This is a genomic window from Serratia sp. YC16 (assembly GCF_009707615.1).
In the GTDB taxonomy this organism is placed as follows: domain Bacteria; phylum Pseudomonadota; class Gammaproteobacteria; order Enterobacterales; family Enterobacteriaceae; genus Serratia; species Serratia surfactantfaciens.
In genome coordinates this window covers 339563-354900 of record NZ_WLYN01000001.1, presented here as the reverse complement: position 1 = coordinate 354900, position 15338 = coordinate 339563, and the positions used below count along the sequence as shown (strand labels likewise).

The following is a 15338-nucleotide window of genomic DNA, read 5'->3' as shown; positions in this document are numbered from 1 at the left end:
CTAATTATGCCGGTTGTTAGCCCCTCGCTCATCGGGCCAGCGGACGGTTTTTCGCCGCCCGCCGAGCATAAATGAATAGTTAATTACTTTTATTCGGCAGTGAGCGTGAACATGCATACTTTATGCATATAAAACGCATAAAAAGCCTTTTTATCTATTTTTCAGAAGCTTGAATGTGATCAAAAAGTTTCATTTTATTTAACTGCCATGTTGACAATGGCATTTCCCCTCGCCAGAGTTAAATTAATGTTAAAACGGCTCCGGCGTCGTTTTTTTGTTGCACAAGGGAAAGCATAACCATTTGATATTTTAGAGTTTACCCACCACGCTCGGGCTTTGTACGCCAAACGTGGGCGATACGACGGCTCACGCGAGCATTTTCCAGGCATCCATTATTATTACCTCCCTGTCACAACGGGGCGGGCAGCGTTTGGTCTGAATTTTTTTGCCGGTTAGAGCGCCCTCGGGCGTTTCATTCCTGCTGCAACCGCACATCGGTTGCTTAATCGCCTTAACGACGGACAGGTAACACCATGACAAAAAACCACTGCGATCGGCTGAGCCCAGGTTCAGCCGAGGGGCCTCACTGTGCCCAAACCCTGCAGCGCGGACTGAGTGCGCGCCACATTCAACTGATTTCGATCGGCGGCGCCATCGGCACCGGGCTGTTTATGGGCTCCGGTAAGACCATCGCGCTGTCGGGCACCTCCATCGTGCTGACTTACGCCATCGTCGGCTTTTTCATGTTTATGGTGATGAGAGCGATGGGGGAGCTGCTGCTCACCCGGCTCGATTACCGCTCGTTCGCCGATTTCGTCTCGGAATACCTGGGGCCGCGCGCCAGCTTTTTTCTCGGTTGGTCCTACTGGCTGAGCTGGGTGGTGACCTGCATCGCCGACGTGGTGGTGTGCGGCGGCTATGTGCAATATTGGCTGCCGAACGTTTCGCCCTGGCTACCGGCGCTGTTGACGCTGGGGTTCCTGTGTCTGTTCAACATGCTGTCGGTCAAGATGTTCGGCGAGGCCGAATTCTGGTTCGCCATGATCAAGGTGGTGGCGATCGTCGCGCTGATCGCCACCGGCGCCTGGATGGTGTTCAGCGGCTGGACCTCGCCGGATGGCGTGACCGCATCGCTGCATAACGTCACCGATCCCGCCATTTTCATGCCGCACGGCATCTTCGGTTTCTTCGCCGGTTTCCAGATCGCCATTTTCTCCTGCACCGGCATCGAACTGCTGGGCACGATGTCGGCGGAGACCAAAAACCCCGAGAAGGTGCTGCCGAAGGCGATCAACGCCATCCCGGCGCGCATCATCGTCTTCTACGTGTGCTCGATGCTGACCATTATCGCCGTTACCTCGTGGAGCCATATCTCACCGGACAGCAGCCCGTTCGTGATGCTGTTCGATCAGGCGGGGCTGCCGGCCGCCGCCGCGATAATCAACTTTGTGGTGCTGACTTCGGCGATGTCCTCGGCCAACAGCGGGGTCTATTCCAGCACCCGCATGCTGTACAGCCTGTCGATGGAAAAGCACGCCCACGGCCAGTTCCGCATTCTGTCGCGCACCACCGCCATTCCGATCCGCAGCCTGCTGTTTTCCTGCTTCTGCATGGTGGCCGGCACCTTGCTGCTGGTGCTGGTGCCGAACGTGATGACGCTGTTCACCATCGTCTCCACCGTGGCGGCGATCCTGGTGGTTTACAGCTGGGGCATGATTTTGGTCGCCTATCTGGTGTATCGCCAGAAACGACCGGAACTGCATGCCGCTTCCCACTTCAAAATGCCGGGCGGGGTCGTGATGGCCTGGCTGACGCTGGCGTTCTTCGCCTTTACGCTGGTGCTGATGGTGTTCGATCGCGATACGCTGATCGCGCTGTGCAGCATGCCACTCTGGTTTACCGCGCTTGGCCTGGTCTGGCGTTATCGGGTGCGCGACAGTCTGGCGCGCGAGAGCTACGTGTTTTATCAGCACGGCGCCGAGGCGGAATAACCGGCGAAGCAGGCGCGGCCGCCGCCGGCCCACTCGGCAAGCGGCGGCAACTGCGGTATGCTAAGCGGCTGAACAGCAAACCAAACCGGGCTATACGGAGACACCCCAGCGTGCCGAACACTTCTTCTCAACTCGAACTTTTGCGGTCGGTCGCCGACGGCATCGCGGCGCTGTTTTTCCCGAATGCGGAAGTGGTGATCCACGATTTGACCACCAACAAGATAGCCTATCTGGCGAACAACCTGTCGAAACGCAAGCCGGGCGATGACGCCGGGCTGGAGGACTTCACGCTCGACGACGACGTCAGCGTGACCGGCCCCTATGAAAAGCTGAACTGGGACGGCAAAAAGATGCGTTCGGTGAGCATTGCCGCGCGCGACGAGCAGGGCAACCCCAGCTATCTGCTGTGCATCAACCTGAGCACCGCGATGTTCGAGGATGCCCGCAACGCGCTGGATATGTTTTTATCGGTCACGCGATTGCAGCCGCAGCCGCAACAGCTGTTCAAAGACGACTGGCAGGAGAAGATCAACACCTTCCTGCATGACTGGCTGCGGCGTGAGAACGCTGCGCTCGGCGCGCTGAGCCGCGAGCAGAAGCGTCGCCTGGTCAGCGATCTCTATCATCAGGGGGCGTTCAAGGCTAAAAGCGCGGCGGATTACATCGCCAACGTGCTGTCGATGGGGCGCGCCACGGTGTACAAACATCTGCGGGAATTGAAGCAGGAGTAAAGGCGGCGAGAAAGCGGGAAAGGGGCGGCGATGGCCGCCCCTTGTCGTTACCAGCGGTAGTTGACCGAAGCGATAATGCTGCGGCCGCTGCCGTAGAAGCAGGCGTACTCGCCGCTGCACGATGAAACATATTTCTTGTCCGTCAGGTTCTGCACGTTGAGCTGGAGCGCCGCGCCGCGCAGCGCCGACGAAGCCTGACCGAGGTCATACTTCACCATGGCGTCGTACAGCGTGTAGTGCGGCACGTCGTACTGGCCGGTGGCGTCGGCCGGCGCATCGCCGATGTAGCGCACGCCGCTGCCGACGGTCAGGCCGTTCAGCGCACCGCTCAGGAAGCTGTAGCTGCCCCAGGCGGATGCCGCATGGCGCGGGATGCCCGCCGGGCTGTGGCCGATTTCATCCGCCGAATTGGAGTCTTTGGTCACCACGTCGGTGTAGGTATAGGCGGCGGTCAGCTTGATCTCCGGCGTCGGCTGAGCGTGCACTTCCGCCTCGATCCCCTTGGATTTCACTTCGCCAATCTGCTCGTAGGCGGAGGTGAGACGGTTATAGGACGCCACGTTGCGTTGGGTAATATCGAACCAGGAAAGGGTCAACAGCGTGTTGCCGCCCGGGATCTGGTACTTCACGCCCACCTCGGTTTGCTTGCCGGTGGTCGGCTTGAGCGGGTCGGCGCCCGGCGCGCTCGGATACAGGTTAGGATCGAACGAGGTGCTATAGCTGACGTACGGCGAAATGCCGTTATCGAAGGCGTAAAGCAATCCCGCGCGGCCGGTAAATTGCGCATCGTTGTAGGTCTGCTCTTTACCGCCGACGGTGCGATCGCGGGTGTTGACCTGCGACCAGTCCTGGCGGCCGGACAGCAGCAGGTTCCAGTCATTCCACTCCAGCTGGTCCTGCAGATACACCCCGACCTGATTCAGCGTTTTCAAGTCGCTGGAAGCCAGCGTCAGCGCGCTGCCGTCAATGCTGCTATGCGTCGGGTTAGCCCAGTCGATCGGGTAGTCGTTGCCGCGATCGCGATACATCTTCGAATCGATATGGCTGTAACGATAATCCAGTCCGCCCAGCACGGTGTGTTTCACTTCGCCGGTATCGAACAGGCCCTTCAGCTGGTTATCCACGCCAAACTCGTTGGTCATCTGCGTTTCATGCTGCGCCATGCGGGTGACGGTGTGGTCGTTGACCTTCGAGTTTACGTTATAAACCAGATATTTATAGTCTTCATCACGGTGGGTGAAGCGCAGGTTCTGGGTAAACGACAGCGCATCGTTGAAGTTATGTTCGAGGCTGTAACCGATCGACGCCTGCTCGCGCCGCGATTTGTTGAAGCTGGGCTCGCTGACGTTGAAATCGTAAGGCACGTAGCCCGCGCTGGTCGGGAACAGCGTGCCGGCGCGCGGCAGGAAGTTGCGCGACCCGGCTTTCGGGTCGTTCTGGTAGCTGGTCAGCAGCGTAAAGCTGGTGTCTTCGTTCGGCAGCCAGGTGAAGGCCGGGGCGATGGCCACCCGTTGCTGCTTGCTGTCTTTGACGAACTCATGTTCGGTTCTGGCGATGCCGTTCAGGCGGTAGAACAGGGTGTTGTCGTCGTTGAGCTTGCCGCCGAAATCGAACGCCGTTTCTGCCAGATGGCGGTTGCCGGTGCTGAATTTAACTTCGTGAATGCTCTGGGCGGTAGGGCGCTTGCTGGTCATCACTACCACGCCGCCGGGGCTGACCTGACCGTACAGCACGCCGGCCGGGCCGTGCACCATCTCCACGCGCTCCAGCAGCCAGGGATCGATCTGCCCGGCGCCGCCGTTTTGGCTCGAGAGGCCAAAGTGCAGGCCGTCGAGCAGCTTGGGCGCATAGCGGAAGCCACGGCTGATCACTTCGTCATTGCGGTTGGAGTTGCCGCGGTAGGTGGTGATTACCCCGCTGGTGTAGTTCAGCGCGTCGGCGACCGACGCCGGTTCCTGGTCGTTCATTTGTTCGCGCGTGACCACGGAGATGGACTGCGGCGTCTTGCGCAGCGGGACGGCGGTTTTGGTGCCGGCGGCGCTCTCTTTGGCGACGATCCCTTTGACCGGCGCGGTCACGCTGTTTTGCGCGTCGGCGGTCACCAAAATCGTCTCGTCCGCCGCGGCCGACGCGCTTTGCGCGAAGGGCAGTAAAGCCAGCGCCGATCCCAGCAACAAACGCCTGGCGGACATCGCCTCGGCATTTTTGTTGTCCATCCCTTTGTTTTTAATCTTCATTATCTCTCCTGAATACCTGCTTTTGTGTGTCATGCCACCCTGATAAACCCCGAAATGCCGACGAGCGTGCTTTGCCTCATCAACGCGGAAGCGTCGTGTTTGCACGACGGTAAAAATCCGACAAATAGTATTGAAAATGATAATGAGTATCAATACGATTGTCAGGTTTTGTAAAAATCACTCATGTTATGTAAGGGGCGCTATGGAGTTTTTGCCGGAAAAGAGGCCAGACAACGGTCATGAGGGATTGGCGGCGCAATGGCTGCGTGAAGAGACGGCAGGGCAGCCCGCATGGTGGCAGAAGGTTGCCGCTCACGGCACGCCCATCGTCGAGCCGTACGACGACAGCCACGTCAAAATGACCTGGCTATGGCGCGACCCTGCCGGCGATGAGCAGCGCTCGTCGATACGTCGCGTCTATGCCGATATCAACGGCATTACCGATCACCACAGCACGTCTCCCAGCAGCCTGACCCGGCTCCCCGGCACCGACGTTTGGTACGGCGCGGCCGTTATCGATCGCCGCTGGCGCGGCGGCTACAGCCTGATCCCCATCACCGACCGGGAGCTTCCCCCGGTATTCAGCGACGAAGAAACGCTGCGCGATCGCCAGCAGCGCGCTTGGTGGGTCTCTTTGTTCCCGCTGGCGATCGCCGATCCGCTGAATCGCCTCTCGCTGGGGCCTTCGCATCGCCCGCGCCCGGTTTCCCTGGCCCAGGGGCCGGATGCCGACGACCAAAGCGCCTGGCAGGCCGCCGATCGGCCGCTGGAACAGACGCGGCTGCAGCTTTTGCAGTGGCGCAGCGAACGGCTGGGCACCCAACGGCGCGTCTGGCTGTATGCCAGCGGCGACGCCGAGGTGAAAGCGGAGCGTCCACTGGTGCTGCTGCTCGATGGCCAAAACTGGATCGAGAGGCACGCGCTGTTGCCGGTGATCGAGAACGAGACCGCAAAAGGGCAGCTACCGCCGGCATGTTGGCTGCTGATCGATGCGATCGATGGCGAACACCGGGAAAACGAACTGCCTTGCAACGCCGCTTTCTGGCAGGCGGTAATCGACGAACTGTTGCCGCAGGCGCAGCGGCGCGAACCCTTCAGCGAGGCGGGCGCGCGCACCGTGGTCGCCGGCCAGAGCTACGGCGGGCTGGCGGCGCTGTACGCCGGCCTGCACTGGCCAGAACGCTTCGGCCACGTGCTGAGCCAGTCCGGCTCTTTCTGGTGGCCCACGGTGCAATTCGTTACCCAGTTCGAAAAGCGCCACGAGCTGGAGGAAGGCTGGCTGATACGTCAGGTTCGGCAACGCCGCGCGGCGGCGCCCACGCTCACCGTGCTCCAGCAAGCCGGCGATCGCGAGGCGGACATCGAATTCGTCAATCGCCAGATGCACGAGGCGCTGACGGCGGCGGGGCACCGCGCCGATTATCGCGTGTTTTCCGGCGGCCACGATGCGCTGTGCTGGCGCGGCGGCCTGGTGGACGGCGTGCGCCAACTGCTTTGCGCGATGAAATAACCCACACATGTTGACAGACAGGTAAGGCAAATGACTCAGGAACAACAAAACCCGTTCGATGACGAAAGTCTCCGTTTCTCCGTATTGATCAATGCGCAGCAGCAGTATTCGCTGTGGCCGCAGTTTGCCGATACGCCGCCGGGGTGGCGCGTGCTGATGGGGCCGGCGGCGCGCGGTGAATGCATCGACTACATCGAAACGCACTGGCAGGACATGCGGCCGGCGTCGTTGAAAGCGACGGATGCGCAGCGTTAATCGCGCAGCAACCACATCGCTACATTCCGTTTGAGGAAAAGGACAGACACCATGTCAGAAACGCTTTCATTGCCGGATACTCAGGTCGAGTACCGGGATTATCCACTGGTTGCGGCACAACCGGGGATCTGGATCGCCGATCAAATCGCGCTGCGTCGCAACAGCTTCGCCGTGGCGCATTACACCGAACTGCATGGCGATATCGATCGTCCGGCGCTGGAACGCGCGATCCGTCAGGGGCTGGCGGAAGCGGATACGGTTCAGGCGCGGTTCTTTGAGGCGCAGGACGGCCAGCCGGCACAACGCTTACCGCTCAGTGCGGATCCCGCGCGCGTGCAGGCGCCGGAGTGGTTCGATTTCAGCGCGCGGCCGGACGCCGAACAGGCGGCGCTGTCGCTGATGCACGACGATCTGGCTCAGGAATTGCCCGCGGACGGCGAGCGACCGCTCTATCGCCATGCGCTGATCCGTATCAGCGCCGATCGCTGGTTCTGGTACCAGCGTTTTCATCACCTGACCCTGGACGGTTTCAGCTTCGAGGCCATCACGCGCCGGATCGCCGACATCTATCGCACGCTGCGCCACGGGCTGTCGCCGGCGGCCTCGCCATTTACGCCGTTCGGCCAGGTGGTGGAAGAGTTTCAGCAATGGCAAACCTCGCCGGCGCGCCAGCGGGCGGCCGAATTCTGGCGACAGCATCTGCGCGATCTGCCGTCGCCGCTGTCATTATCGACGGAAAGCCGCGAGGTTGAACCGGGCGCCCGGCCGCTTAAACAGGCATTGGTGCTGCCTGAGTCGCTGTTCGACGCCGCATTGCGCATCGACGCGCTGCAGTCGCTGCAACCGGCCGATATCGTCACGGCCGCATTGGCGATATACCTGGCGCGCATGAGCGGTGAAACCCGCTTTTCAGTCGGTTTTCCTTTCATGCGCCGCATGGGTTCACAAGCGCTGGCGGCGGCCGGCCCAGTGGTTAACGTGCTGCCGCTGCTGCTGAACGTGACGCCGGAGATGTCGCTGGCGGAGGTCTGCCAGTCGACCGCAGCGGAAATCAAACAGGCGCGCCGCCATCAACGCTATGAAGCGGAGCAGATCAAACGCGACCTCGGCCTGGTCGGCGGCCATCAAGAGCTGTACGGCCCGGTGATTAACGTCAAGGTTTACCACAGCGCCTTGTCCTTCGACGGTCAGGCGGCCGTTACCCATACGCTGGCGATGGGGCCGGTCGATGATCTGGAGTTTGAGATCGGTTTTCGCAACGGCGTGCTGACGCTGTCGTTGGTGGCCAACCCGGCCAAATACTCGCCGCGTACATTACACTGTCACGCAGAGCGCATCGGCCATTGGCTGCAGCAGCTGGCGCGGCAACCGCAGCAACCGATCGGACAGCTGGCGTTAATCAGCGAAGGGGAACGGCGTCAACTCGCGGCCTGGGGGCGCGGCGCTGAACTGACGCCGCCGGCGGGCATGATCTCGATCATGGACGCTTTCCAGCGTCAGGTTGAGCGGCAGCCCGAGGCGTTGGCGGTGGTCTGCGGCGATGTGCGACTCAGCTACCATCAGCTCTGCGAACGGGTGATGCAACTGGGGCGTGTGCTGATCGAAAGCGGCATCGGCGCCGAAGACGTGGTGGCCATCGGCATTCCGCGTTCGGTAGACACGCTGGTTGCGCTGTTCGGCGTGCTGGCCAGCGGCGCGGCCTATATGCCGCTCGATCTGGACTATCCGCGTGAACGCCTGACGCTGATGTGCGACGACGCGCGGCCGGTGATGTTGCTGACCCACCGCGCCACGCAGGTAAACATGCCGGATCTGCCGCAGGTGCTGTGCCTGGACGACGCATCGTGCCTGGCGCGCTGCGCGGCCGCCGAAGCCACGCCGATAACGGACGAAGAGCGGCGTGCGCCGCTGAATGAAGCGCATCTCGCCTACATGATTTACACCTCCGGTTCGACCGGCAAACCCAAGGGCGTGATGTCCACCCACCGCGGGCTGCTGAACCTGTTCTTGTCGCATCAGGCCTCGCTGTTTGGCCCGGCGATTGAAAAATTCGAGATCCGCCACGCGCGGCGTCTGCGCGCCGGCCATACCGCCTCGTTCTCTTTCGATTCCTCCTGGGAACCGCTGTTCTGCATGATGATGGGCAGCGAACTGGTCATCTTCGATGAGGAGCTGCGCCGCGATCCCTGGGCGCTGCTCGAACAAACCCAAAAGACGCCGATCGATCTGCTGGACATCACGCCGTCGTTCTTCTCGCAGTTGGTGGACTGCGGTCTGCTGAAGGGACAGTTCCCGCTGCCGTCGTTCGTGATGATCGGCGGTGAGGCGGCGACGCCGACGCTGTGGAACCTGATGCAACAGCATCCGGAGGTGGAGATCCACAACTATTACGGCCCGTCCGAATACACCGTCGATACCCTCGGCGCGCCGGTCACGGCCGCCGATCAGCCGGTGATCGGTCGCCCCCTCGCCAATACCTCCGTCTGGCTGCTCGACAGCCGCCTGCAGCCGGTGCCGATCGGCGCGGCGGGCGAGCTGTACATTTCCGGCAAGGGCATCGCGCGCGGTTACCTGCGGCGCCCGGATCTGACGGCGGCGCGCTTTGTCGCCAACCCGTTCGTCGACGGCGAGGTGATGTACCGCAGCGGCGATCTGATGCGCTGGAGCGCGGAGGGGCAGCTGGTGTTCATTGGCCGTACCGATCACCAAATCAAGGTGCGCGGTTTCCGCGTCGAGCTGGGTGAGGTGGAAAGCGCGCTGGCCGCCTTGCCGGACGTGGGGCGGGCGGTGGTGATCGCCGAGCCGATCGGCGCCACCTATCGCCTGATCGGCTACTGTTCGGTGCAGGATGACGCCCGCCGCGCCTCGCCGGCGCTGCAAAGCGAACTGCTGGGGCAGTTGGCGCAACGGCTGCCGGATTATATGGTGCCGGCGATCCTGGTGGTGATGCCGGAGCTGCCGCTCAACGTCAACGGCAAGATTGACCGTCAGGCGCTGCCCAAACCGCAGGAGACGCTGGCGCAAAGCATTCGCGAGCCGGCCACCGAGCAGGAAAGGCTGATTTGCCACGCCATGGCGCAGCTGTTGGACATGGATCGCGTCGGCGCCGACGACGATTTCTTCGCGCTCGGCGGTGACAGCATTTCGGCGATGGGGCTCGGCACCGCCCTGCGGCGCAAAGGCTATCTGCTGCGCCCGCGCGAAATCTTCGCGCTGCACACCCCGGCCCGCATGGCGCAGGCGCTGCAGCCGCTGGCCGCCGACTCTCAGGCCCCTCGCAGCGTGCAGCAAGGCCCGATCGACGGGCTGCCGATCCTGCACTGGTTTGCCGAGACGGGCGAGCTCCATCGTCGCTTCGCGCACGGCGTTTTCCTGCGCGTGCCTGCCGAGCTGCAACCGGAACAGCTGCGCTATGCGTTGGAACAGCTGCGCGCGGCGCACCCGACGCTGGGCGCGCGGATCCGCGATGGCCAGTTGGTGGTTGAAACCGCCGCCGCCGGTGAACTGATGCAGGTTGATACCGTATCCGGTGAGCTGGAACTAGCGGCGGAGCAGGCGTTTGATGCCGCGCTTGGCCATCTCGATCCGGCGGCCGGCGCCATGATGCAGGCGAGGTTGTTGCAACGGAATGGCGAGAGCCTCGGGTTGGTGCTGGCGATTCACCACCTGGTGGTCGACGGCGTTTCCTGGCGCATCCTGCTCGACGAGCTGAGGCAGGTGGCCAACGGCGCCATGCAGGGGCAGCCGATTACGCTGCCGCCGGAAGAGACTTCGCTCTATGAATGGTCCGCGCGTTTACGGGCCGACGCTGAACGCCGGGAAACCGAGCTGCCGTTCTGGCGACGGATGCTGGCGGACGGCACACCGCGTTTGGGGCGCCGCGCGCTGGATCCGCAGACCGATCGCACCGGCGACGTGTCGGAAAAACGCACGCTGCTCGACAGCCGGTTGACCGCCGCGCTGCTCGGCACATTGCCGCAGGATTATCGCGCCCAGGTTGAAGAGATCATGCTGTGCGCGCTGGCGCTGGCCTGCCGCCGCCGTTTCCAGGCCGCTTCGCTGCGTTTCTCTCTGGAGTCGCACGGCCGCGCCGAACTGGACGACGGCCTCGATCTGGCGCGCACCGTCGGCTGGCTGACGGCGGAGTATCCGCTGTGCATCGAGCTGCATGACGCCGAGCACCACGAGGCCGTGCGCGCGGTGAAGCGGGTGACGCGAGCGGTGGCCGATCGCGGCGTCGGTTACGGCCAGCTGCGCTATCTGCATCCGCAGCGTGACGAACTGGCGGCGCTGGCGCAGCGCAACGCGCCGGAGATCCTGTTCAACTACCTCGGGCGCTTCAGCCAGGATGAGGGGCACTGGACGCCGCAACGCAGTCAGACTTGCTTCCGCGATGCCTTCGCCGTGGCGCAGGATGCGCAGCAGGCGCTGTCGTATGGCCTGGAAGTGAATATCTTTGTCGAAGAGCGGCGCGACGGCGCCTGCCTGGCGATCAACTGGAGCTGGCTGGAGGGGATTTTCAGCGAGAGCGACATTGCGGAATTGCATAACGGCATCGAGCAAGCGGTGCGCGCACTGTGCGAATTTGCCGAGCGCCATCCCGAACGGGCTGCAGCGACGTTGGTGGCGGCCGAGATCGCACAGCCGAACGTCGACGATGAGGCGCTGCGCGCCTGGGAGCGCGAATATGGACCGTTGACCGCCGCGCTGCCGCTGTTGCCGTTGCAACACGGCCTGCTGTTCCATGCGCAGACGGCGCAGCAGGGCGGCAGCTATAACTCGCTGACGCGCCTGAGCCTCTGCGGCGAACTGGACGCTCATCACCTTCAGCAGGCGCTGGATGCGGTGATTCGCCGCCATCCGCAGCTGGCCGCCCGATTCAACCGCGAGGGCGAGCCGTTGCAGCTGATTCCACAGCTCAGTCAACGGGCAACCCATTGGCCGCTATACAGTCACGCACTGCCGCCGCTGTCCGCCGAACAAGAGGCGCAGGCGCTGCATGAACTGGAGCAGGAAGAACTGCGGCGCGATCTGTTTAATCAGCCGGGCGCAATGCTGCACGCGCGGCTGGTCAAACACGGCGACAGTGAACGCTACACGCTGTTCCTTAATGCGCATCACCTGATCGTCGACGGCTGGTCGACGCCGGTGGTGCTCAACGATCTGATGCTCGCATTGCGCGAGGGGGAATCGGCGCTGCCGCCGCTGCGCTCGAACTATGCCGATATCGTTCGCCGCCTTACCGCACGGGATGCCGACGCCTCGCGCCGCATCTGGCGCGAAACGCTGCTGGATGTGCGGCCGACATTGTTGTTCGGTGAAGCGCAGGACGATCGCGTGCACGAGCTGGAAATGACGCTGCCGCCGGCGGAGGAAAGGCGTTTGCTGACCCTCTGCCGCGAACGCGGGTTGACGCTCAATACCCTGATGCAGGGCATCTGGGCGTTGCAGCTGGCCAGCGCTTGCGGCCATCAGGACGTGGTGTTCGGCTCGCCGGTTTCCGGCCGCTTTGGCCAGATCGATGGGGTGGAAGAGCACGTCGGTCTGTTCAGCAATACGCTGCCGGTGCGGGTGTGTCTGCAGCACGATCGTTCGTTGACGGAACAACTGATCGAGCTGCAACACCGGCAGATTGAACTGCTGGAGCACGACGATTTGGGGCTGGGGGAGATCCAGCACCTGGCCGGGGCGGGTACGCTGTTCGATACGCTGTTGGTGGTGGAAAACTACCCGGACAACGACGAACTACTGGGCGGCGCAGGTGCGCTGCGCTGCGACGCCATCCGCAACAAAGGCTACACCCACTATCCGCTGACGCTGCTGGTACTGCCGGGCGAGCGTTTGCGCCTGCTGCTGGAATGCCGCTCTTCGGTGCCGCAGCCTGAACGCTTCGCCGCGCGGCTGATGGCGCTGCTGCAACAGTGGATAGCGCAGCCGGATCTGCCTCTGCCGCGTTGGCAACTGCAAACGCCGCAGGAACAGGCGCTGATTGCCGCGGTCAACCGCACCGGTCAGGCGGTGGCGGACACCACCTTGCATCGGGCGATCGCCGATCAGGCGCGGCGCACGCCGGAACGCATCGCGCTGCAGGATGCCGGGCACAGCCTCAGCTACCGTGACATGCAGCGCCAGGCCGCACTGTTGGCCGAACGGTTGACGGCGGCCGGCATTCAGCCGGGCGATATCGTCGCGGTGGCGTTGCCGCGATCGGTGCGCCTCAGCCTGGCGCTGACGGCGATTGTGCAGACCGGCGCCGCCTGGCTGCCGCTGGATACCGGTTACCCGGACGAGCGGCTGGCCTACATGGTGGAAGACGCCAAACCGCGGCTGATTATCACCGAAAGCGCGTTGGACGCCCGCTTTGCCGCACTGGCGCCGACGTTGCTGTTCGATGCGCTGGACGACAGCGGCCGCGAACCTGCGCCGCGCCCATCGGCGGGGAACGGCGATTATCCCGCCTACGTGCTGTATACCTCCGGCTCTACCGGGCGGCCGAAAGGCGTGGTGGTGAACCACCGGGCGATCGTTAACCGCCTGTTCTGGATGCAGCATGAGTATTCGCTCGATGCGCAGGATGTGGTATTGCAGAAAACGCCGTGCAGCTTCGACGTTTCCGTCTGGGAGTTCTTCTGGCCGCTGATGGTCGGCGCCCGGCTGGTGATGGCGCCGCCGGAGGCGCACCGCGATCCGCAGGCGCTGACGACGTTGATCGACGACTATGGCGTGACTACGCTGCATTTCGTTCCGTCCATGTTGGCTATCTGGGTGGAGGCGCTGAACGAACGTGCACCGCAACGCGCCGCCGCCAGCCTGAAACGCGTGTTCTGCAGCGGCGAGGCGCTGTCGTGTGAACTGGCTTCCCGCTATCAGGCGTTAGTCGCCGCGCCGTTGCATAACCTGTACGGCCCGACTGAGGCGGCGGTCGATGTCACCTACCAACCGGCGTCCGGTGCGGCCCTGGCGGCGGTGAGCGGCGCCGGCGTGCCGATCGGCAAACCGGTCTGGAACACTCAACTGAGCATTCTCGACGCCATGCTGCGGCCGGTGCCCGTCGGCTGCGCCGGCGATCTCTACCTGCGCGGCATTCAGCTGGCCGATGGCTATCTGCATCGGCCGGGACTGACGGCGCAGCGGTTTGTCGCCGATCCCGCCGGCAATGGCGCCCGCATGTATCGCACCGGCGATATCGCCCGCTGGCTGGAAGACGGCAGCGTCGAGTATTTGGGCCGCAGCGACGATCAGCTGAAGATCCGCGGCCAGCGCATCGAGCTGGGTGAAATCGAGCAGGCGCTGCTGGCACAGCCGGGTGTCGCGCAGGCGGCGGTACACGCCATCGAACTGGGCGAGGGCGCGACGGGGCTCGGCGGCGCCGATATGCGGCAGTTGGTCGCCTGGCTGATCGCCCAACCGGGCGTGACGCTGGATACCGGCGTGCTGCATCAGGCGCTGGAGGCGCGTTTGCCGGCGCATATGATGCCGGTCAGCTATGTCATGACCGACAGTTTCCCGCTCAGCGCCAGCGGCAAGCTGGATCGCAAGGCGTTGCCGCGGCCGCAGCTGACCCCGCAGAGCGGTCGCGCGCCGCACAGCGACAGCGAGCGCCTGCTGGCGGCGCTGTTCGGGGAACTGCTGGGGCGCGAGACGGTGTATGCCGACGACGACTTCTTCGCACTGGGCGGCCATTCGTTGCTGGCGATGCGCCTGGCGGCTGAGCTGCGGCGGCGCGTTACCCGGCCGTTGAGCGTCGGGCAGATCATGTTCGCCCGCAGCCTGGAGAAGATGGCGCACCTGCTCGATGATGCGCAGGCGGCCAACTCGGCCGAAAGCCGCGGCGTCGGCGAGTGTCTGCAGCTGCGGACCGGCCAAGGCCCGGCGCTGTTCTGTCTGCATCCGGCTTCCGGTTTCGCCTGGCAGTATTCGGGGCTGAGCCGTTATCTGCCGGGGAACTATCCGATTATCGGCCTGCAGTCGCCAAGGCCGGATGGTGCCATCGCCACCTGCGAGGATATCGAGCAGATGGTCGATCGTCATCTCGCCACTCTGCGCCGCATGCAGCCGCAGGGGCCGTATTACCTGCTGGGCTATTCGCTTGGCGGCACGCTGGCGCATTCGATGGCCGCGCGTCTGCAGCAGCAGGGCGAAGAGGTGGCGTTCCTCGGCATGCTGGATACCTATCCGCCGGAAGGTCAGGATTGGACAGGCCCCAGCGAAGAGGAGGCGCAGAAAGAGGTGGCGCAGGAGCAGGCAGAGTTTATGGCGGAAGATCATGGCGATCCGGCGCTGATGGCGGAGAAGGCGGCGATGTTCGACAGCATTGTCGCCAACTACCGCGATGCGGTGCGCATTCTGTCTCAGGCGCGCAGTCGGCGTTTCCACGGTACGGCGACGCTGTTTGTCGCCGACCGGACGCTGCCGCCAGAGATGGATATCAACGCCGTGTGGGCGCCGTATCTGGATGGTCTGATCTGCCATCACCAAGGCTGCGAGCACGCCGACATCCTGTCGCCGGCCTCGCTGGAGTCGCTCGGGCCGCTATTGCATGAGTTGCTGACGCGGCGCTACGGGTTGGTATAACGCAACCGGGCCGGGCGCGTGCGTACCGGCCCGTACTAAA

At 63.3% G+C, this 15338-nt stretch carries 6 protein-coding genes; 5 read left to right on the top strand and 1 reads right to left on the bottom strand.

What is annotated here, in order from left to right:
- Positions 1-533 precede the first annotated feature (533 nt).
- On the top strand, positions 534-1991 hold the full coding sequence (locus GKN89_RS01685) for an amino acid permease (RefSeq protein ID WP_019455384.1): 1458 nt from the start codon (positions 534-536) through the stop codon (positions 1989-1991).
- Between the two features lie 110 nt (positions 1992-2101).
- A complete protein-coding gene (locus GKN89_RS01680) occupies positions 2102-2722 on the top strand; it encodes a transcriptional regulator (protein ID WP_309531241.1) in 621 nt (206 codons plus the stop codon).
- A gap of 47 nt (positions 2723-2769) precedes the next feature.
- On the opposite strand, the gene GKN89_RS01675 is transcribed toward GKN89_RS01680, so the two are convergent.
- Positions 2770-4959, bottom strand: a complete 2190-nt coding sequence (locus tag GKN89_RS01675; protein WP_019455382.1) for a TonB-dependent siderophore receptor — start codon at positions 4957-4959, stop codon at positions 2770-2772.
- A gap of 202 nt (positions 4960-5161) precedes the next feature.
- Here GKN89_RS01675 and fes point away from each other — a divergent pair, with 202 nt between their 5' ends.
- Genes fes through GKN89_RS01660 form a run of 3 tightly spaced genes read left to right on the top strand, consistent with a single transcriptional unit; the run spans position 5162 to position 15298 of the window.
- Positions 5162-6469, top strand: coding sequence for an enterochelin esterase (gene fes, locus GKN89_RS01670; RefSeq protein WP_230328905.1), 1308 nt, complete (start codon positions 5162-5164; stop codon positions 6467-6469).
- A gap of 30 nt (positions 6470-6499) precedes the next feature.
- Positions 6500-6724 carry an MbtH family protein gene (locus GKN89_RS01665; protein WP_019455380.1) on the top strand — a complete coding sequence of 75 codons (225 nt, stop codon included), beginning with the start codon at positions 6500-6502 and terminating at the stop codon, positions 6722-6724.
- 51 nt (positions 6725-6775) lie between these two features.
- The gene (locus tag GKN89_RS01660; RefSeq protein ID WP_154746220.1) at positions 6776-15298 is read left to right on the top strand and encodes a non-ribosomal peptide synthetase; all 8523 of its coding nucleotides are present in this window, start codon (positions 6776-6778) and stop codon (positions 15296-15298) included.
- The last annotated feature ends 40 nt before the right edge of the window (positions 15299-15338 follow it).